Origin of the sequence: Microbacterium sp. (assembly GCF_047607225.1) — a bacterium.
Taxonomy (GTDB): Bacteria; Actinomycetota; Actinomycetes; order Actinomycetales; family Microbacteriaceae; genus Microbacterium.
The window spans coordinates 1-19,162 of record NZ_JASGDO010000041.1 but is presented as its reverse complement, the minus strand read 5'-3'; the positions used below and the strand labels follow the sequence as shown (position 1 = coordinate 19,162).

The 19,162-nt window shown below is 68.4% G+C and carries 15 protein-coding genes and 1 other RNA gene; 6 read left to right on the top strand and 10 right to left on the bottom strand.

Features of this window, described 5'->3' with window-relative positions; translation table 11 throughout:
* From QM591_RS07360 to QM591_RS07350, 3 genes are all read right to left on the bottom strand, one after another.
* A complete protein-coding gene (locus QM591_RS07360) occupies positions 1 to 717 on the bottom strand; it encodes a coenzyme F420-0:L-glutamate ligase (protein WP_415131106.1) in 717 nt (238 codons plus the stop codon).
* Positions 714 to 2,045: an RNA polymerase sigma factor gene (locus QM591_RS07355; protein ID WP_415131104.1), complete on the bottom strand. Its 1,332-nt coding sequence runs from the start codon at positions 2,043 to 2,045 to the stop codon at positions 714 to 716. Before QM591_RS07355 ends, QM591_RS07360 begins: the two co-directional genes overlap by 4 nt.
* A gap of 245 nt (positions 2,046 to 2,290) precedes the next feature.
* Positions 2,291 to 3,217, bottom strand: a complete 927-nt coding sequence (locus QM591_RS07350; protein WP_415131102.1) for a proteasome assembly chaperone family protein — start codon at positions 3,215 to 3,217, stop codon at positions 2,291 to 2,293.
* Positions 3,218 to 3,341: 124 nt separating this feature from the next.
* On the opposite strand from QM591_RS07350, the gene QM591_RS07345 reads away from it, so the two are divergent.
* The 3 genes from QM591_RS07345 to sucB all read left to right on the top strand — a co-directional run bounded on the left by QM591_RS07345 (position 3,342) and on the right by sucB (position 7,981).
* Complete coding sequence (locus tag QM591_RS07345; RefSeq protein ID WP_415131100.1) at positions 3,342 to 4,814, top strand: leucyl aminopeptidase; 1,473 nt, start codon at positions 3,342 to 3,344, stop codon at positions 4,812 to 4,814.
* Positions 4,811 to 6,181 carry a dihydrolipoyl dehydrogenase gene (lpdA, locus tag QM591_RS07340; protein ID WP_415131098.1) on the top strand — a complete coding sequence of 457 codons (1,371 nt, stop codon included), beginning with the start codon at positions 4,811 to 4,813 and terminating at the stop codon, positions 6,179 to 6,181. The genes QM591_RS07345 and lpdA overlap by 4 nt, the downstream gene beginning before the upstream one ends.
* Before the next feature lie 63 nt (positions 6,182 to 6,244).
* Positions 6,245 to 7,981: a 2-oxoglutarate dehydrogenase, E2 component, dihydrolipoamide succinyltransferase gene (gene sucB, locus QM591_RS07335; RefSeq protein ID WP_415131096.1), complete on the top strand. Its 1,737-nt coding sequence runs from the start codon at positions 6,245 to 6,247 to the stop codon at positions 7,979 to 7,981.
* Between the two features lie 10 nt (positions 7,982 to 7,991).
* Here the strand turns inward: sucB and QM591_RS07330 are convergent, their stop codons facing one another.
* Positions 7,992 to 9,290: a hypothetical protein gene (locus QM591_RS07330; protein WP_415131094.1), complete on the bottom strand. Its 1,299-nt coding sequence runs from the start codon at positions 9,288 to 9,290 to the stop codon at positions 7,992 to 7,994.
* Positions 9,291 to 9,407: 117 nt separating this feature from the next.
* Here QM591_RS07330 and QM591_RS07325 point away from each other — a divergent pair, with 117 nt between their 5' ends.
* A complete protein-coding gene (locus QM591_RS07325) occupies positions 9,408 to 10,118 on the top strand; it encodes a DUF4191 domain-containing protein (protein WP_415131092.1) in 711 nt (236 codons plus the stop codon).
* A 24-nt stretch (positions 10,119 to 10,142) separates the two neighbouring features.
* On the opposite strand, the gene QM591_RS07320 is transcribed toward QM591_RS07325, so the two are convergent.
* A complete protein-coding gene (locus tag QM591_RS07320; protein WP_415131090.1) occupies positions 10,143 to 10,568 on the bottom strand; it encodes an RDD family protein in 426 nt (141 codons plus the stop codon).
* Positions 10,569 to 10,667: 99 nt separating this feature from the next.
* Between QM591_RS07320 and glnA (QM591_RS07315) the strand changes: the two genes are divergently transcribed.
* Positions 10,668 to 12,092, top strand: a complete 1,425-nt coding sequence (gene glnA, locus QM591_RS07315; protein ID WP_067160161.1) for a type I glutamate--ammonia ligase — start codon at positions 10,668 to 10,670, stop codon at positions 12,090 to 12,092.
* Between the two features lie 87 nt (positions 12,093 to 12,179).
* Here glnA (QM591_RS07315) and QM591_RS07310 read toward each other — a convergent pair whose 3' ends face one another.
* From QM591_RS07310 to QM591_RS07295, 4 genes are read right to left on the bottom strand one after another with little or no spacing between them, the layout of a single operon-like run.
* A complete protein-coding gene (locus tag QM591_RS07310) occupies positions 12,180 to 13,322 on the bottom strand; it encodes a hypothetical protein (RefSeq protein WP_415131088.1) in 1,143 nt (380 codons plus the stop codon).
* Positions 13,323 to 13,363: 41 nt separating this feature from the next.
* Positions 13,364 to 16,360 carry a bifunctional [glutamine synthetase] adenylyltransferase/[glutamine synthetase]-adenylyl-L-tyrosine phosphorylase gene (locus QM591_RS07305; RefSeq protein WP_415131086.1) on the bottom strand — a complete coding sequence of 999 codons (2,997 nt, stop codon included), beginning with the start codon at positions 16,358 to 16,360 and terminating at the stop codon, positions 13,364 to 13,366.
* A 5-nt stretch (positions 16,361 to 16,365) separates the two neighbouring features.
* Positions 16,366 to 17,703 carry a type I glutamate--ammonia ligase gene (gene glnA, locus QM591_RS07300; RefSeq protein WP_067160169.1) on the bottom strand — a complete coding sequence of 446 codons (1,338 nt, stop codon included), beginning with the start codon at positions 17,701 to 17,703 and terminating at the stop codon, positions 16,366 to 16,368.
* A gap of 30 nt (positions 17,704 to 17,733) precedes the next feature.
* The gene (locus QM591_RS07295) at positions 17,734 to 17,964 is read right to left on the bottom strand and encodes an SPOR domain-containing protein (protein WP_415131083.1); all 231 of its coding nucleotides are present in this window, start codon (positions 17,962 to 17,964) and stop codon (positions 17,734 to 17,736) included.
* A 77-nt stretch (positions 17,965 to 18,041) separates the two neighbouring features.
* Between QM591_RS07295 and ppgK the strand changes: the two genes are divergently transcribed.
* Positions 18,042 to 18,803 (top strand): polyphosphate--glucose phosphotransferase, encoded by a 762-nt coding sequence (gene ppgK, locus QM591_RS07290; RefSeq protein ID WP_415131081.1) that lies wholly within the window; start codon positions 18,042 to 18,044, stop codon positions 18,801 to 18,803.
* A 32-nt stretch (positions 18,804 to 18,835) separates the two neighbouring features.
* Here ppgK and rnpB read toward each other — a convergent pair.
* Positions 18,836 to 19,162, bottom strand: an RNA gene (rnpB, locus tag QM591_RS07285) — RNase P RNA component class A; the annotation flags it as partial.

Below are 19,162 nucleotides of genomic sequence, written 5' to 3'. Positions count from 1 at the left end.
TCAGTTCCCGTCGGAGGAGGTCGCGCGGCGGATGATGCCGAGCGGCGTGGACTGGTGTCCCTGACCCAGCGGGTTGTCGCTCAGAATCTCGACCAGTCGCCGTTCGCCGGCCCCATCGAGCGTCGAGCCGAGGATGTTGCCGCCGATGTCGTTGATGTCGACGACCGCGACGTCGTTCTCGCCGCCCAGGAGCTGCTTGAGGTGCGCGGCGACCTTGGCGGGCTCCTTGGGACCGAGCACGACCGCCTTGTTGTACGGCGGAATGGTGTGCCGAGTGGGGCCGTCGATCGAGCGTGCCTTGTCACCCGCGATGCGATAGAAGTCACCACGTCGTCCGACGAGCTTGCCCACCGCGCTGACGGCGGCCGCGAACAGGATCCGCGGCGTGCCGCATTCACGCAAGGCCATCTCCATGGTCTCGGGCGTTCCGAGGCCGATCCCGTACGACGTCTTGACGACATAGCGCGACAGGAAGCGGGCAAGTGGGCGCGGCGTGATCTCCTCCACGAGGAAGGAGCGTCCCTGCGTGATCGCCACGATCTTCTCGGTCACGAAGAGGAGGTCGTCGGTCTGGAGCTCCGGACGAGCGTATTCAAGGATGAACGCGTCGAGGTCGTCGCCGGGTAGGACGACTCGCGTCCGAATCGGGATCCTCGCAAAGCGCGCGCCTTCGACGGCGATCTCCAGTGCCTTGCCGTCGTTGGCCTGCGCGCTCATTCGAGGTAGTCCCGCAGTGACTGCGACCGCGACGGGTGTCGCAGTTTCGCCATCGTCTTGGATTCGATCTGGCGGATGCGCTCCCGCGTCACCCCGAAGGTGTCGCCGATCTGGTCCAGCGTCTTCGGCTGGCCGTCTCCGAGACCGAAGCGCATGCGGATGACCCCCGCCTCGCGCTCCGACAGGGAGTCCAGAAGCGCCTCGAGCTGACGCTGGAGCATCGTGAACCCCACGGCGTCCGCGGGGACGACCGCCTCGGTGTCCTCGATCAGGTCGCCGAACTCGCTGTCACCGTCCTCACCGAGCGGCGTGTGCAGGGAGATCGGCTCGCGGCCGTACTTCTGCACCTCGATGACCTTCTCGGGGGTCATGTCGAGCTCACGGCTGAGCTCTTCGGGTGTGGGCTCGCGACCCAGGTCCTGGAGCATCTGGCGCTGGACGCGGGCGAGCTTGTTGATGACCTCGACCATGTGCACCGGGATACGGATCGTGCGCGCCTGGTCGGCCATGGCCCGAGTGATCGCCTGGCGGATCCACCACGTCGCGTACGTCGAGAACTTGAAGCCCTTGGTGTAGTCGAACTTCTCGACGGCGCGGATGAGACCGAGGTTCCCCTCCTGGATGAGGTCGAGGAACTGCATGCCGCGCCCGGTGTATCGCTTGGCGAGCGAGACGACCAGTCGGAGGTTCGCGCCGAGGAGGTGGCTCTTGGCTCGCTGGCCATCGCGCGCGACCCATTGGAGGTCGAGGCCCAGCTGCGACGACTTCTCGCTGGCCGACATCTGCGACAGCTTCTCTTCGGCGAACAGGCCCGCCTCGATACGCATGGCGAGTTCGACCTCTTCGGCGGCGTTGAGGAGCGGGACCTTGCCGATCTGCTTGAGGTAGTCCTTCACCGGGTCGGCGGTGGCGCCGGTGATCTGGGTCGAGTAGACCGGGACGTCGTCCTCGTCGCTCGAAGAGATGACGATCGCGCCGGTCGGGAGCGGCTCGGTGAAGGCCGGCTTCGCCGCGCCCTCCTCGTCTTCGTCGTCGTCCTCGGAGTCGCCCTTCTTGGCCTTCTTGTCGGCGGGCGCGTCGGTGACCTCGTCGTCCGTGTCCTCGTCGGTGTCAGCGACGTCGTCGATGTCGTCCTCGTCGTCGAGGTCGGGTTCGTCGTCGTCCTTGGCGGTCGCCTTGGTGGCGCGAGCCTTCGCCGGAGCGGCCTTGGTCTTGGCGGCACCGGACTTGGTCGCGGTCTTGCGCGCCGGCTTCTGGGCCGGGACTGCGGTCGCCTCTTCGGTGTCCTCAGCCTTGCGGGTGCGGGTGCTCTTCGTGCCTGACGTCACGTCTCGCCTTTCACCGACGATGGCCGTCGGGGTTTCGGACACTAGTAAGACCCTTGTCAAGTCCTCCGGGCCGTCGAGCGGACGACGAAACGGGGATGACAACGGGTCAGATGTCCTATTCTCTCACAGTTCTCCGCGGGAACGAGTCGAGCGACACTGCGGAGACCGTGGACTTCCCTGACCACAACACTCCCGCGACTTCCCGTATTCCGTGACGGGCGACGCGATCGGATCCGTACGACCGCTCAGCGGCGCTCGTGCTTGTCCTCGTCGCCCGGCGGTCGCGTGGCGAGGAAGCGCTCCAACTCGGCCGCGAGCTCATCCGCACTCGGAAGGTCGCCCGTGTGGATGATCGGCTGGGCCTGCGTGGAGCCCGCCATGTAGGCGTCGTACCGCTCTTCGAGTCCGTGGAGCATCGCTGTCAGTTCGTCGCTCCCCGACACCTGTTCGGTGACCTTCTCCAGGTACTCGCGGTTCTCCTCGCGCAGGTCGTCGAGATCGAACACCAGGCCGGTGGCGACCGAAACGCTGTCCAGGCCGGCGATGGCGGCGGCCGGATAGTCCGTGTCACCCAGGTAGTGGGGAACGAGGAGAGCGAACCCCGCAACCTCGGCACCCGCTTGCGCGAAGCGATACTCCAGGAGGTGTCCGACGGTCGCGGGAACCTGTGTGTGGGGCTTCCAGACGGAGTGAGCCTCGGTGAGCTCGTGGCGGGTGCCGCTGACGGTCGTGCCGATCGGTCGGGTGTGCGGCACCGGCATCGGGATCGCGTGGACCCAGGTGACCGAAGAGACCTGCAGGCCCTCGGCCAAACCGACCACCGTCTCGGTGAACGCTTCCCACGCGAAGTCGGGTTCGAACCCCGCGAGGAGCACGAAGGGCTGGCCGAGCGAATCGTGGGCGAGGGCGAGCTCCAGCCGCTGCGGGCGATAACCGCTGAGGTGATCGGCTTCGAACGTGATGAGCGGGCGCCGGGCGCGGTAGTCGAAGAGGACGTCCGCAGAGAATGCGACGACCGGGGCCGGGTCGAGGTCGTCACGGAAGTACGCCAGCATCCGGCCGGCCGCTCCTCCCGCGTCGGTGAATCCCGTGAGGGTCACCACGAGGGGAAGGCCGCTCGGGATCGGCGGGGCGCTGGCGACACGCTCATAGAGGGGACCCTGCAGTGGCATGTCTCCACTGTACGAGCCCTCCGCAATGCGGGGTCGGCGTGACGGCTCTCGCATGCCGCTGACAGCGAACACAGGTCGAGCGGGGTGGCCTCCGGCCGTCCGGGGCAAAACTAGGATGGACGGCATGCCGTTCCCGGAGCTGTCGTACACCACCGCTGCCCTGACCGACATCGATGCCGATGCCTGGGTGCTCGCGCTCCCCCCGCTGGACGACGCGATCGCGGCGCTCGCGGGCTTCCCGGGGCTGGATGATTCGCTGTCGGCGCTGGGCTTTACGGGGAACGCAGGGTCGGTGGTGCGGGTCTTCGCGCCAGAGACGACGACGCGTCCGCTGTTCGTGGTCGGCACGGGCGCGCAGCCCACGGCGGACGCTCTGCGAGATGCCGTCGGTGCCGCCGTGCGGACGACGACGGGTTTCACGACGCTGGCCGTCGCCGCGCCGGGCGCAGTCGGACGAGAACGCGCGATCGGCGAGGGTGTCGTCCTCGGTGGCTACCGTTTCGACGACTACAAGTCGGATCGAGGCGCACAGCGTGCCGCGCGCGTCGTGGTCTCGAGCCCCCAGCCCGTCGACGCTGACGACACCGCCGCCGTCGCGGCGATCGGTTCCGCTTCGGCCCTCGTCAAAGACCTCGTGAACACGCCGGCCGAGTGGCTCGGGCCACAGGAGTTCGCCGAGCGTGCGATCGAGGCGCTGTCCGGTCTCCCCGTCACCGTGGAGGTCCTCGACGAGGCGGAGCTGGCTGCACAGGGGTTCGGCGGGATCCTCGGCGTCGGAAAGGGATCCGATCGGCCGCCGCGCTTCGTGCGACTGGACTACGCGCCGGCCGATGCGGAAGGTGCGCGCCATGTGGCTCTCGTCGGCAAGGGCATCACCTTCGACACCGGCGGCCTGTCACTCAAGCCGCCCGCGAGCATGGTGGGGATGAAGTACGACATGTGCGGTGCCGCCACGGCACTCGCCGTCGTCCGCGCGGTCGCCGAGCTCGCCCTGCCGGTGCGCGTGACCGGCTGGCTCTGCATCGCCGACAACATGCCCTCGGGACGGGCGACGCGCCCGGGCGACGTGGTGCGCATCCTCGACGGCACCACCGTCGAGGTGCTCAACACCGACGCGGAAGGGCGCCTGGTCCTCGCGGACGGTCTCGTGGCCGCCAGCCGCGCGCATCCCGATGTCATCGTCGACATCGCCACGCTCACGGGCGCCATCACCGTCGCCCTCGGCAACCGCTACGCGGGCGTGATGGGCGACGACGGCGCCGTGGCGGCGTATCTGGCCGCCGCGCAGCGCGCCGGCGAGCTGGCGTGGCAGCTTCCCCTTCCCGATCACATGGAGGACGAGCTCGACTCCCCGATCGCCGACCTGCAGAACGCGAAGATCGGCGATCCGGCCGGGGGGTCCCTGTTTGCGGGGCTGTTCCTGCGCCGCTTCATCGGGCGGACCTCCGACGCCGAGGACGCTCCGCGCATCCCGTGGGTGCATCTGGACATCGCGGGGGCCGGGACGACCAAGGCGGCCTTCGGGGCCACCGACAAAGGCCCCACGGCGGCGACGGTGCGCTCGCTCGTCGAGTTCATCTCAGGAGGCGCGCAGTGAGCGAACACGCATTCGACATCGTCGTCCTCGGGGGTGGCAGCGGCGGCTACGCCGCAGCGCTTCGCGCACGCGAGCTCGGCAAGACGGTCGCGGTCATCGAGAAGGACAAGGTGGGTGGCACCTGCCTCCACCGCGGCTGTATTCCCACCAAGGCCCTGCTCCACGCCGCGGAGGTCGCCGATCACGTGAGAGACGCCGCGAGCGTCGGCGTCTCCGCCTCTTTCGTCGGCATCGACACCGCGGCGGTGACCTCGTATCGGGAGGGGATCGTCGCCAAGAAGTACAAGGGGCTGGAAGGTCTCCTCAAGGCACGCGGCGTCACCGTCGTCGCGGGAGAGGGGCGACTCCTCCCGGACCGCGCGATCCAGGTCGGCGATGACGTCTATCGTGGTGCCGATGTGGTCCTCGCCACGGGGTCCTACAGCCGGGTGCTTCCCGGCATCACGATCGAGGGTCGGGTTCTCACCAGCGAGCAGGCGCTGGCTCTGGACGAAGTTCCGGAGCGCGTGATCATCCTCGGCGGCGGCGTGATCGGCGTCGAGTTCGCGAGCGTGTGGCGGTCGTTCGGGGCCGAGGTCACGATCGTCGAGGCGCTGGACCACCTCGTTCCACAGGAGGACGTCGCTCTCAGCAAGGCCCTCGAGCGTGCGTTCCGCAAGCGCGGGATCACATCTCGCCTCGGGACGCGCTTCTCGTCCGTCGCGCACAACGAGACGGGCGTGGTCGTCTCGCTCGAAGACGGCAGCGCCTTGGAGGCGGACTACCTCCTGGTCGCGGTCGGACGCGGCCCGTCGACCTCGGGGCTCGGGTTCGAGGAGGCCGGAGTTCGCCTCGACCGCGGGTTCGTCGTCGTCGACGACGCTCTCCAGACCACCGTCCCGCACGTGTGGGCCGTGGGAGACATCGTCTTCGGCCTGCAACTGGCCCATCGCGGCTTCCAGCAGGGCATCTTCGTCGCCGAGCACATCGCGGGGCTGTCGCCCTCGCCGATCGTCGAGTCCACCATCCCGCGCGTGACCTACAGCAGCCCCGAAGTGGCCTCCGTGGGGCTCACCGAGGCTCAGGCCCGAGCCGAACACGGTGATGCCGTCGTGGCTTACGAGTACAACCTGGCCGGGAACGGCAAGAGTGAGATCCTCGGCACAGCCGGTCTCGTCAAGGTCGTCCGCCGGGCCGAAGGTCCCATCATCGGTGTCCACCTCGTGGGCGACCGAGTGGGAGAGTTGATCACCGAGGGGCAGCTGGCGGTCGGCTGGGAGGCGCATCCGGAGGATCTCGCCCCCCTGATCCACGCTCATCCGACGCAGAGCGAGGCGCTGGGTGAGGCGTTCCTCGCTCTTGCCGGCAAGCCGCTGCACGCCCTCTGACGACCCGCTCGCGCAGGTCACTAAGCTTAAGAAGACATCGACACGTCTAAAGGAGACACACCTATGAGCACACCCGTGGTCCTCCCCGCGCTCGGCGAGAGCGTCACCGAGGGTACGGTGACCCGCTGGCTCAAGCAGGTCGGTGACACCGTCCAGGCCGACGAAGGTCTCTTGGAGATCTCGACCGACAAGGTCGACACCGAGATCCCGTCTCCGGTCAGCGGCGTGATCGAGGAGATCCTGGTTCAGGAGGACGAGACCGTCGAGGTCGGCGCAGTCCTCGCCAAGATCGGTGACGGTTCTGGCGCCGGCGGCACCGACGACGCCCCCGCGCAGGAGCAGCCCGAGGAAGCAGCCGCTGAGCCGGCTGCCGAGCCCGCGCAGGAGCCGGAGCCCGCTGCACCGGCCAACGATCAGCCCGCTGCCCAGGCCGCCCCGACCGCGGGCGGCGACGCCAAGGATGTCGTCCTCCCCGAACTCGGCGAGAGCGTCACCGAGGGCACCGTCACGCGCTGGCTCAAGCAGGTCGGCGACGACGTGGCGGTCGACGAGCCGCTTCTGGAGATCTCCACCGACAAGGTCGACACCGAGATCCCGTCGCCCGTCGCCGGAACCCTCCAGGAGATCGTCGTCGGTGAGGACGAGACGGTCGCTGTCGGCGCCGTACTGGCGCGCATCGGATCGGGGGCCCCGGCCGCCGCTCCCGCCACGCCGGCGCCCGCTCCTACTGCAGCACCGGAGCCCGCACCTTCGGCAGCACCGGAGCCCGCACCTGCTCCGGCCGCTTCCGCCCCGGCCGCTACTCCGGCGCCGGCTCAGACGCCCGCTCCCGCAGCGGCACCCGCGCCGGCTTCGCCCTCCGTCCCGTCTGCGGACGCCGAGGACGATGGCCCCACCTATGTGACCCCGCTCGTGCGTCGCCTCGCTCAGCAGCAGGGCGTCGATCTGGCAACGGTCACGGGCACCGGTGTAGGCGGGCGGATCCGTAAGGAAGACGTCCTCAAGGCCGCCGAGAGTGCAGCATCAGCGCCCGCGAGCGCTCCGGCTGCCGCGGCACCGGCCGCACCTGCTCGAGAGATCTCGGAGCTGCGCGGAACCACTCAGCCGATGTCGCGCCTGCGCAAGGTGCTCGCCGAGCGCGCCGTGGCCTCGATGCAGCAGACGGCGCAGCTGACGACCGTGATCGAGGTCGACGTCACGAAGCTCTCGAACTTCCGCGACACCGTGAAGGGCACGTTCCAGCAGAAGACCGGCGACAAGCTGTCGTTCTTGCCGTTCTTCGCGCTGGCAGCCGCGGAGGCGCTGCAGGCGTACCCGATCATCAACGCGACGGTCGACGGCACCGACATCGTCTACCCGGCGACCGAGAACCTGTCGATCGCCGTCGACACGGAGCGCGGCCTCCTCACTCCCGTTCTGCGGGATGCCGCGTCGAAGAACCTCGCCCAGATCGCTCACGAGATCGCCGACCTCGCCGCGCGAACCCGTGACAACAAGCTCAAGCCGGACGAGCTCGCGGGAGGCACGTTCACCCTGACCAACACCGGCTCGCGCGGTGCGCTCTTCGACACTCCCGTCGTGTTCCTGCCCCAGTCCGCCATCCTCGGCACGGGCGTCGTCGTCAAGCGTCCGGGCGTCGTGAATGTGGACGGCAAGGACGCGATCTCGGTGCGCTCGTACGTGTACCTCGCGCTGTCGTACGACCACCGCACGATCGATGGCGCCGATGCGGCTCGATTCCTCGGGGCGGTCAAGTCTCGCCTCGAGGCCGCCGACTTCGAGGGCCAGCTCGGCATCTGATCCGGCTCCGTCATGGCTGGTCCGCGACATCGAAGACGTCGCGGACCAGCCATGAGTCGTTGGAGCGGACGATGACGGCGTACTGGGCTGCGTGCTCGGGAGCCTCGACACGCAACACCGCCACTCCCCCGTAACGCTCGACCACCGTCGTCGTGCGGTCCGCCCCCGGGGCGTCTGTGACGCCGGACGGGAAGGTGTCGTGAGGGTCCTCCACGACACCCGCGCCGCATGTCGGCGCGCACGTTGCGTACGTCTCGATCAGCTGGCTGGCTGTGTGCACGAGCGTCGATGTCTTCTCCTCGGACGCGTCGCTCGTCGGCGCGACATCCGTTCGTTCCTCCGTCGCGTCGTCGTTCGTCGCGGAGCGTGGCGGAGACGTCGGCGGCGACGACGATGCTTGCCCGCGGGGGACGTCCGCGGTCCCGGTGCCGCCGTCGGCCGCGGTGTCGCCGTCGGGCCAGCTCACTCCGATCACGAGCACCGCCGTCATGACAACCGCAGCCACCAGGAGTGGGCGCCGTGACGTACGCGCGCGCGTACGTGGTCGCGCCCGCTCGCTGTGCGTCGATCGAGGGTGGTCGCTCCGCGTGAGCAGACGGTTGAGCCGCTCGACGATCGGGTGATCGACGAAGCCGTGCAGCGCGGGAGGAAGCCGCCGACCATGCTCGAGGGCGCCCTCGGACCTCGTCAGGTCTGCGCGAGCGGCGAGGTGACGCGCGGGAAGCGAGACGAACTCGGTGGCCAGCGGTGCGGGTTCTGCGCCAGCGAACAGACGAGCCTCGAGTTCCTCGATCGCCGAAGCGGAACCAGGCGACGCGATCGCGCCCGACACGTCGCTCACCACTTCAGCGAGGTGGCTCGGGGCGCGCGCGACGATGTGGGCCACCATCTCGCGCGTCGTCTGCCGCCAATCCTCCGTCCCCACCCCCGCGAGGACCGGCCTCCCGTCTGAGGTCACCCACCACTCGCCCCGCTCCACTCCGCGCATCTGCGCGGAGGTGCTCCCCCGCAGAATGCTGACGCCGAGAGTCACGATCTCGCCATCGCCGAGTCGCGTCCGGCGGGCGAGCCAGTCGCCGAGGCGATGAGGACAATGCGGAACCGCCACGAGGGGACCGTCATCGGACTGGCCGAGGTCGACGGGGGCGAGGAGGTGATCGGCTTCGCTGGCGTCCCAGCAGCGGTCGTGTCGCCACAGGGCTCCCGAGGTCCACACCACGGGAGGGTCGCCGGCCACGAGATCGCCGGGATAGGGTGCGTCTCCCGGGGCGAGCCGCCGCAGCGGACTCGGATGCAACGGATCGGACATGGCGGAGAGTCTCGCGCTCTCGCACTCCTTGACGCCGTCCGTGATCGCGGCCTGTGCACAACCGGCATGAGCTGCGCGCTGTGACGTCGGCGCCGCGGCGAAGGTAGGCTGGTGCCCATGTCATCGCGCAGTTCCGCACCCGAGAAGCGGCCCGGTTTCTTCAGCCAGATCCGATCCCTGCTGACTTTCACGAAAGACGTCTATCCCTGGACGCCGTGGGTGCTGCTGTCCATCCTCGTCGTCGGTACGGCTCTCGGTGTCGTGGCGGGCTTCCTCATCCCGCCGGCTCCTCTGTGGAGCATCATCCTGTGGGGCGTGACCGGACTGCTGTTCGGTCTGCTGGCGGCCATGATCACGCTGACCCGGATCTCCACGAAGGCGATGTACAAGAAGATCGACGGTGTCCCGGGCGCGGCGGGGCACGTCCTGTCCACGGGGCTGGGTCGCCGTTGGGTGGCGTCGGACACCCCCGTCGGCGTCAACCCGAAGACGCAGGATGCCGTCTACCGCGTGATCGGACGCGGCGGCGTCGTCATCGTGGGCGAGGGCGCGCGCGGCCGGCTGACGCGGCTCATCAACGACGAGCGGGTGAAGGTCCAGCGTGTGGCCTCTGGCGTCCCCGTCCACGTTCTGCACATCGGCCACGGCGAGGGCGACGTGCCGATCGGCAAGCTCGCCTCGACCATCAAGGCGCTCCCGAAGAAGGTCGATCGCGTCACGATGGCCGCTGTCGTCAAGCGAGTGGACTCGGTATCTCAATCGGTGACGTCTCTGCCGATCCCGAAGGGCATCGACCCGATGAAGGCTCGCGCTCAGCGGCCGCGCTGATCCGCCTCGTCGGAGGGATCCTCTCTAGCCGCGGATGAGGACCGTCCCGGCCGCCTTGTCGTGGAGCCCACGCTGGTCCGGGTCCCAGATCACGGCCGGGATCACGAGGACCAAGAGGGCGGTCCGCACGATCGGGCGCCACAATCCCACCCATCCTCCGTGCAGACGCTGCAGCCGCAAGCCGACGAGGCGGTGTCCGGGACTTCCACCGAGCGTGGGGAGGAAGAGGACCTGGACGATGGCGAACACCGCGGTCGTCGCGAGGGCGTCGTAGGAGAAGAACGCGATCGAGACGATGACAGCGCATGCCCAGTCGATCGCGAGCGCGGCGATCCGCCGGCCCGGTCGAGCGACGCTCCCCTTCCCCTCGATGGGCATCCCGAGTCGTTGGCCGGGGAACGCGTTCTCGGTCGGGGTCACCGCTCCAGCGTATCGGCGTCCGTGTAACATGCCCGAAACACAGGAGATACTGCCGGGCAACCCGCCCTCGCTAGGTTCGGGAGGAGCCTGGCAGCGTCAGGCCGATACCCACCCGATCTTGGAGACTCCATGTTCAAAGATTCATCCGAGGTGCTCAAGTACATCAAGGACGAGGACGTCAAGTTCCTCGACATCCGTTTCACGGATCTTCCGGGTGTGCAGCAGCACTTCAACATCCCCGCTTCGACCGTCGACGAGGAGTTCTTCACCGTCGGTCAGCTCTTCGACGGCTCCTCGATCCGTGGGTTTGCGAACATCCACGAGTCCGACATGCAGTTGATCCCCGACGTCTCCACGGCCTACCTCGACCCGTTCCGCGAGGCCAAGACGCTCGTGATGGTCTTCGACATCTACAACCCGCGCAACGGTGAGATCTACGCGAAGGACCCGCGTCAGGTCGCCAAGAAGGCGGAGAAGTACCTGGCGTCGACCGGCATCGCCGACACGGCGTTCTTCGCTCCCGAGGCCGAGTTCTACATCTTCGACGACGTCCGCTACTCGGTGACGCAGAACGCCAGCTTCTACAGCGTCGACTCCGAAGAGGGCGCGTGGAACACCGGCCGTGAGGAAGAAGGCGGCAACCTCGCCAACAAGACCCCCTACAAGGGCGGCTACTTCCCCGTCTCCCCCGTCGACAAGACGGCCGACCTTCGCGACGACATCTCGCTGCACCTCATCGACGCGGGCCTGCACCTCGAGCGGGCTCACCACGAGGTCGGCACCGGTGGACAGCAGGAGATCAACTACCGCTTCGACACCATGGTGCACGCGGCCGACGACATCCTGAAGTTCAAGTACATCGTCAAGAACGTCGCCGAGCAGTGGGGCAAGGTCGCGACCTTCATGCCCAAGCCGCTCTTCGGCGACAACGGATCGGGCATGCACACGCACCAGTCGCTGTGGCTGAACGGCCAGCCGCTCTTCTACGACGAGAAGGGCTACGGAGGCCTCTCCGACACCGCTCGCTGGTACATCGGCGGCCTGCTCGCGCACGCTCCCGCCGTCCTGGCATTCACCAACCCGACGCTGAACTCCTACAAGCGTCTCGTCAAGGGCTACGAGGCGCCGGTGAACCTCGTCTACTCGGCCGGCAACCGCTCGGCTGCCATCCGCATCCCCATCACGGGGTCCAACCCCAAGGCGAAGCGCATCGAGTTCCGCGCGCCCGACGCCTCGGGAAACCCCTACCTCGCCTTCGCGGCGCAGATGATGGCCGGTCTGGACGGCATCAAGAACCGCATCGAGCCGCACGAGCCCGTGGACAAGGACCTCTACGAGCTTCCGCCCGAGGAGGCCAAGAACATCCCGCAGGTGCCGAACTCGCTGCTGGACTCGCTCGAGGCGCTGCGTGCCGACCACGAGTTCCTGCTCGCGGGTGGCGTGTTCACGCCCGAGCTGATCGAGACCTGGATCGAGTACAAGATCGAGAACGAGATCAAGCCTCTCGCGGCGCGTCCGCACCCGTTCGAGTACGAGCTGTACTTCGGCGTCTGACAGAAGCCTGTCGCGGAAGAGCCCTCGGAGGATCACCTCCGGGGGCTCTTCCCGTCCGAGGGGGTGCGTCGCCGGACGTGCCCCTTCTCAGCGGCGTGCGGAGGGGACCTTCGGTGCCAAGGGACCGACGGGGCCGGGTACCGGTGGCGGAGTCAGCTTCGTCACCCGTGCATTCGGAGCGAAGGTCCACAGCACCGCACCCTTGTCGTCCTGGAGGCGCCACCAGCCGGCGTACGAGCCGGTGAGGATGTAGGACGTGCCCTTCGCCACCGACAACCGCCCCCTCGCGCAGGTCGTGGAGGGCGCGGTGCGAACGGTCGTCGCATTCGCGATGACGGTTGCGACGTCCGCCCGCGAGAGGATCTCGGCGCGCGCCGGAGCCGTGCAGGCGCCGATCGTCGACGGCGCGCCCGTCGTGGTCTTCACGCCCTTCGCAAACCAGTCGACGTAGTAGTTGTAGAAGTTCCGGTTGCCGTAGCTGGAGCACGGGTCGCCGGATCCGTAGCCTGCCGCGAGGGCTGAGATGTTGGGCCGGTACGGCGTGTAGTTGTACAGGTTCGCGGTGGCCTGGTTCTTGATGAACACACGGGAGTCTCCGCAGGCGGCATCGGGATGCCACTTGATCGTGTTCGTCTGCCCCGCGCGATAGCGGAACGAGGACGGCTTCTTGGTGTAGATCTGCATCTGACGGGCGCCGAGATACACCTGGTTGACGAACCCCGCCGCCGCTGCCGAACACGGCGCGGTGTCGGGGCAGTCCTGACCCATCGCCGCGCGGTAGGCCCATGCGCTCGGGGCGGTCGCGGTCACGAGACCCTGCTCCTTCTGCAGCATGACCAGGATCACTCGCGGATTGATCCCACAGGCCACGGCAACGCTCGTGATGATGTCGGCCGCCCGCGCCTTGGTCTGTTTCGGCATCGCGCTGCAGTAGGCGTCAGCTGCGCGTGCGGGGACGTCGGCCACGAAGTCCTTGAGGCACCTCGGCGCCCCCGCGGTGGCTTTACAGGTCGTCACACGTGCACGGAGGAAGGTCTGCACCTGAGCCGCCGTCATCGATCGCGCGGAGAAGAACTCGGCATCGCTGATGAGATATCCGCCATCGCGGATGTTCCCGGGCAGGGGTGCCTGCGCCGCGGCGGCGGGGACAGCACCACCAGAAAGGAGCGCGATGACGAGCATGGCGGCGATGACGGAGGGGCGCAGTGCGCGGTGAAGGAAGCGGGGCATGTCTCTGCCGATGCTATCGGTCGGGCGATGCCGCCTCCCGGTCAGCCGTAGAAGAGCTTCTCGAACACCCGGCGAGCCCGGCGCGAGCGGCGCAGCCACTCTTCTTCGACGAGGGTGGCGGACCGCGGCGGATACTCGAGCAGGCGCCCGATTCCGTCGAGCTTTGCGCGGTCCACAGGAAGCACGTCGCTGGTCTGTCCGGAAAGGAGGGTGTTCGCCGACCGCAGTCGACTGGCGAGCCGCCAGCTCGCGGCGAGCCGGTCGGCCGCCGCATCTGGCACCAGTCCTGCGTCGCGCGCCGCAGAGAGCGCGTCGATCGTGGAGGTCGTGCGCAGGCCCGGTAGGCGGTGTGCATGCTCCAGTTGGAGGATCTGGACGAGCCACTCGACGTCGCTGAGTCCGCCCGGGCCCAGCTTGAGGTGACGGCTGCGGTCACCCCCTTGGGGCAGTCGCTCGTTCTCCACGCGTGCCTTGATGCGCTTGATCTCTCGCAGCGCCTGTGGATCCACGCTCGCCGGATAGCGCACGTCGTCGGCGAGGGCCATAAAGCGTCCGATGAGCTTCGTGCTCCCCGCGACTCCCCGAGCGCGAAGGAGCGCTTGCGCCTCCCACGACAGCGACCACCGCCGGTAATAGGCCGCGTAGGACTCGAGCGAACGCGCCATCGGTCCGTTGCGTCCTTCCGGGCGGAGATCGGCGTCGAGCTCGAAGGGCAGGCGGTGGTCCTCGGAATAGGTGCGCAGTCCCGCGACGATCTGCAGAGCCAGCTCCTGAGCCCGGTGCGCCTCGACGCCGTTGGGCTCATAGACGTACATGACATCGGCGTCGGATCCGAACCCCAGCTCTGCTCCGCCGAAGCGTCCCATCGCGATCACCGCGAAATCGAGGTCGGCGTCCTCCTCCGGCACCACTTCTCTGCGAACGGCCCGGAGCGTTGCCTGGATCGTCACTTCGCTGATCGTCGTGAGCGCCTGCGCCAGCTCTTCGATCGTGACGGTGTCGAGGATCGCGGCCAGCGCCAGTCTCAGCAGTTCCCGGCGGCGGAGGGCGCGGACGGCACTCATGGCGTCGTCGATGGAACGCTGGCGTGTCTGGATGGCGCGGGCCTCGTCTTGGAGGACGACTCCCGAACGCGGACGCAGTTGCTCGTCGGCGTCGAGCCAGGCGACGGACTCGGGAATCCACTCCATCAGCTCGCCCACGTACCTCGAACCCGACAGTGCGCGCGTGAGACGCTCGGCGGCCCCCGCCGAGTCGCGCAGCATGCGGAGGAACCATGGGGTGTCGCCGAGGCGCTCGCTGACCCGACGGAAGGCCAAGAGCCCGTAATCCGGGTCGACGCCGTCGGCGAACCATCGGATCATCACGGGCATGAGGTGCCGCTGGATGGTCGCCTTTCGGCTGATCCCGCTGGTGAGGGAACCGATGTGGCGGAGAGCGCCCGCGGGGTCGCGGAAGCCGATCGCGGCGAGGCGGTCATGGGCGGCCTGCGCCGAGAGCGTCTGTTCGTCGGCGGGGAGGGCTGCCACGGCGGACAGCAACGGTCGATAGAAGAGACGGACGTGAATCTCGCGGACTTCGCGCTTGATCGACTCCCAGAGCTCCCAGACGGCGGGGCCGGTCTCGGCCAGACGGGAGGCGCGCGCGAGGGTGCGCAGTCCCTCCGGCGTCGACGGCATCAGGTGCGTCCGGCGCAGCCCAGCCAGCTGGAGGCGATGCTCGAGCACGCGCAGCGCGCGGTAGTGATGCGAGAACGTCGCGGCCTCAGAGCGGCCGATGTAGCCCTCCGCGACCAGCGCCTCCAACGCCGAGAGCGTCCCGCGTTGACGCACGTTTTCGTCGGCGAGCCCGTGAACCAACTGCAGCAACTGGACGGTGAACTCGACGTCGCGGATCCCGCCCGGTCCGAGCTTGAGCTGATAGGCCACCTCCCCCGAAGGGATGTGCTCGGTCACCCGCTCCCGCATGCGTTGGACGCTGTCGACGAAGTTCTCCCGAGCGGCGCTCGTCCAGACCTTCGGTTGGACCGCGGAGACATACGCCTCGCCGAGCGACGCGTCGCCCGCGATCGCGCGCGCCTTCAGGAGCGCCTGGAACTCCCAGCTCTTGGCCCACCTCTCGTAGTACGACAGGTGTGAATCGAGGCTTCGGACCAACGCACCCTGCTTGCCTTCCGGACGCAGGTTGGCGTCCACCTCCCACAGAGGCGGCTCGATCTCCATGCCGGAGATGCCGCGCATGGTCTGAACGGCGAGGCGGGTCGCGATGTCGATCGCTCGGCTCTCGCTCAGCCCCTCGCCGTCCGTGGCGGCCGTGCCACCGACGAAGATGACGTCGACGTCGCTGACGTAGTTGAGCTCACGGGCTCCGGTCTTTCCCATTCCGATGATGGCCAGCCGCGCCGCGGCGACCTCTTCTCGGGGGAACAGGCCGCCGACCCCCGCCCGTCCCGAGATCCGCGTGCGCGCGACGCTCAGCGACGCCTCCAGCGCAGCCGCGGCGGCGTCGGCGAGCGACGCGGCCACCTCGGCCAGCACCTCGGTGGCGTCGGGGGCGGCGAGGTCGTACACGGCGATGCGAGCGACCAGGCGTCGGTACCGCACGCGCAGCGCCACCCACGCCTCCTCGTCGCCCCGCGCCGCAAAGCCTGCGTCGTCGGACTCGACGGCGGCCAGGAGCTCGTCGCGCAGCTCTTGAGCCGTCGGCAGCGCCGATCGGTATCCGAGATCCCGGAGCTCCTCGGGGTGGCGGAGGTAGAAGTCCGCGAAGCCGTCCGAGGCGCCCAGGAGCGACCAGGCCGCCCGCGGCTCACGTTCGAGAACGGCGCGGACCTCGTCGGCGGAGCGACGGGCGACGCGGACGAGGGCGGACAGGGCCGCGTCGGGATCGGCGGCGCTTCCCGCCTCGCGCGCGATGTCCTCTCTCGCGACGCCGACCAGCGAAGACAGCTCATCGAGCAACGCGTCGGCCTGCCCGAGCTCGCTGAACCCCGCGCGTGCGAGTCCCGTCAGCGATGACGATCGCGCGTGCGCCGACATGAGACCTACAGCATCTCCAGGTTGCTCTTCAGCTCGAACGGGGTGACCTGGGCGCGGTACTCCTGCCATTCGCGGCGCTTGTTGAGCAGGACGTAGTTGAAGACCTGCTCGCCGAGGGTCTCGGCGACCAGTTCGGACTCCTCCATGTACTCCAGGGCGTGATCGAGGCTCGCCGGCAACGCCTCATACCCGAGGGCGCGACGCTCGGCGTCGGTCAGCGACCACACGTTGTCTTCGGCCTCGGCGGGGAGCTCGTATCCCTCTTCGATGCCCTTGAGCCCGGCGGCGAGCATGAGGGCGAAGGACAGGTACGGGTTGGCGGCCGAGTCGAGAGCGCGGTACTCCACGCGCGTCGACTGCCCCTTTTTGGGCTTGTACATCGGCACGCGAACGAGGGCGGACCGGTTGTTGTGCCCCCAACAGATGAAGCTGGGAGCCTCGTCCCCGCCCCACAAGCGCTTGTAGGAGTTGACGAACTGGTTCGTGACGGCGGCGATCTCATTGGCGTGGCGGAGGAGGCCGGCGATGAACTGTCGCCCGGTCTGCGACAGCTGGTACTGCGCACCCTCCTCATAGAACGCGTTGACGTCGCCCTCGAAGAGGGACATATGCGTGTGCATGCCGCTGCCGGGATGGCCGCTCAGGGGCTTCGGCATGAACGTCGCGTAGACACCCTGCTCGATCGCCACTTCCTTGACGACCGTGCGGAACGTCATGATGTTGTCCGCCGTCGCCAGGGCGTCGGCGTACCGGAGATCGATCTCGTTCTGTCCGGGCCCGCCTTCGTGGTGGCTGTACTCGACGGAGATGCCCAGATCCTCCAGCATCCGCACCGAACGTCGACGGAAGTCGTGCGCTGTCCCTCCCGGGACGTTGTCGAAGTACCCCGCCGAGTCCACCGGCTCTGGCCCGCCCGGTCCGAACGACGAGGACTTCAGCAGGTAGAACTCGATCTCGGGGTGCGTGTAGAAGGTGAAACCCGCATCGGCGGCCTTCGCGAGAGTCCGCTTGAGGACGTGTCGTGGGTCGGCCACGGCCGGCTGGCCGTCGGGCGTCGTGATGTCGCAGAACATGCGGGCGGTCGGATCGATCTCACCCCGCCACGGAAGCGTCTGGAAGGTGCTGGGGTCGGGATGGGCCAGCAGGTCGGACTCGTACGACCGCGTGAGTCCCTCGATGGCGGAGCCGTCGAAGCCCAGTCCCTCGGCGAAGGCTCCCTCGACCTCGGCGGGGGCGATCGCCACCGATTTGAGGGTGCCGATCACGTCCGTGAACCAGAGGCGCACGAACTTGATGCCTCGCTCCTCGATCGTGCGCAGTACGAAGTCCCGCTGCTTGTCCATCGCGTCCTCTCCGATGCCGTGGATGTCAGACTATCGGCCCGAGTCGCTTGCGCTGTCCGTCGCCGCGCCGCCCTTCGCCGCGTCTTCGCGTGCTTCTTCCTCGGCCCAGGCACGCGATCTCGCCGCGATGACCTCGGGTGCTTGTGCCGCCTCCGCCTCCGTGTCGAACGGGCCGGCGCGATCGACCGACGGCGACTCGAAACCGCGTTCGACGCGCCCGGTCTTGAGGTTGTACCAGTACTTCTCGTCGGCTTCGGTCATGACGCCTCCTCGGGGCTGTGACGGTTGTCCTGGTCGATCCTAACGAGCGCTCGGTTCGCTCTCGATAGGCTGAGGCCATGGCGAGCAAGGCGACCCGCGCAGTCGGGGTGGACATCGGCGGCACGGGTATCAAGGGAGCCCTCGTCGACCTGGAACGTGGTGCGCTTCTGAGCGATCGCGTGAAGGTCGCGACGCCTGCGGGAGCGGAGCCGGTGGATGTCCTCGTCGCGGTGCGCACGGTGCTGGAGACCCTCGGGGTGTCGGAGGCGGACGTTCCCCTCGGCGTCGCGTTCCCTGCCATCGTCAAGCACGGACGGACGCTGTCGGCTGCGAACGTGTCGGACGCCTGGATCGGGTTCGAGGCAGAGCGGTTCTTCGAGGACGGTCTCGGGCGGGAGATCCACTTCGCCAACGATGCGGATGTCGCCGGCGTCGCCGAACTCCGTTATGGAGCCGCCGCCGACCAGGAGGGTCTCGTCATCCTCACGACGCTCGGCACCGGAATCGGAACCGCAATGCTCCACAACGGCACGCTCATTCCGAACTCGGAACTCGGCCACCTCCAGCGCGCCGGCCACAAGAAGGATGCCGAGGCGTGGGCGGCGTACTCGGCGATGGAACGCGATGCGCTCGGCTGGGCGGAATGGTCCCGTCGCCTGCAGTGGTACTACCGCCACCTCGAGTTCCTGCTGAGCCCCGACCTGTTCATCGTGGGCGGTGGCGTATCTAAGCACGCGCAGGAGTTCTTGCCGCTCCTCGACCTGCAGACGCCGATCGCGCCCGCCGTGCATCGCAACAACGCAGGGATCATCGGCGCCGCGGCGCTGGCCGTCTCCTGATCGGCGGCGGCAGGGGCCTCCGACGGCGGGTGCGAATGGGCCGGCCTGTACGCCGGGTTCTGTCCGGGGGCGTGAGCCCCGTGGACGGTCATCTCTCTCGGCGACACGTTGCCGTGCCGCTCCAGCGGCCTACCCGGGGACTCGGCGGGCCGCGTCGTCATCCCCTGTCTGGCCTTGCTCCGGGCGAGGTTTGCCGTGCGGGTCGTGTCACCACGGCCCCGGTGGTCTCTTACACCACCCTTTCACCCTTACCCGCCGAAGACGGCGGGCGGTCTGCTCTCTGTGGCACTGTCTCGCGGATCGCTCCGGGTGGGTGTTACCCACCGCCCTGCCCTGTGGAGCCCGGACGTTCCTCGGTG

Excerpts from the sequence above, each read along its gene's own strand:
- sucB (WP_415131096.1), top strand. The coding sequence starts at position 6,245 with ATGAGCACACCCGTGGTCCTCCCCGCGCTCGGCGAGAGCGTCACCGAG.
- QM591_RS07325 (WP_415131092.1), top strand. The coding sequence starts at position 9,408 with ATGTCATCGCGCAGTTCCGCACCCGAGAAGCGGCCCGGTTTCTTCAGC.
- QM591_RS07330 (WP_415131094.1), bottom strand. The coding sequence starts at position 9,290 with ATGTCCGATCCGTTGCATCCGAGTCCGCTGCGGCGGCTCGCCCCGGGA.
- QM591_RS07350 (WP_415131102.1), bottom strand. The coding sequence starts at position 3,217 with ATGCCACTGCAGGGTCCCCTCTATGAGCGTGTCGCCAGCGCCCCGCCG.
- ppgK (WP_415131081.1), top strand. The coding sequence starts at position 18,042 with ATGGCGAGCAAGGCGACCCGCGCAGTCGGGGTGGACATCGGCGGCACG.
- QM591_RS07345 (WP_415131100.1), top strand. The coding sequence starts at position 3,342 with ATGCCGTTCCCGGAGCTGTCGTACACCACCGCTGCCCTGACCGACATC.
- QM591_RS07310 (WP_415131088.1), bottom strand. The coding sequence starts at position 13,322 with ATGCCCCGCTTCCTTCACCGCGCACTGCGCCCCTCCGTCATCGCCGCC.
- QM591_RS07320 (WP_415131090.1), bottom strand. The coding sequence starts at position 10,568 with ATGTTACACGGACGCCGATACGCTGGAGCGGTGACCCCGACCGAGAAC.
- glnA (WP_067160169.1), bottom strand. The coding sequence starts at position 17,703 with ATGGACAAGCAGCGGGACTTCGTACTGCGCACGATCGAGGAGCGAGGC.
- QM591_RS07295 (WP_415131083.1), bottom strand. The coding sequence starts at position 17,964 with ATGACCGAAGCCGACGAGAAGTACTGGTACAACCTCAAGACCGGGCGC.
- QM591_RS07360 (WP_415131106.1), bottom strand. The coding sequence starts at position 717 with ATGAGCGCGCAGGCCAACGACGGCAAGGCACTGGAGATCGCCGTCGAA.
- QM591_RS07305 (WP_415131086.1), bottom strand. The coding sequence starts at position 16,360 with ATGTCGGCGCACGCGCGATCGTCATCGCTGACGGGACTCGCACGCGCG.
- glnA (WP_067160161.1), top strand. The coding sequence starts at position 10,668 with ATGTTCAAAGATTCATCCGAGGTGCTCAAGTACATCAAGGACGAGGAC.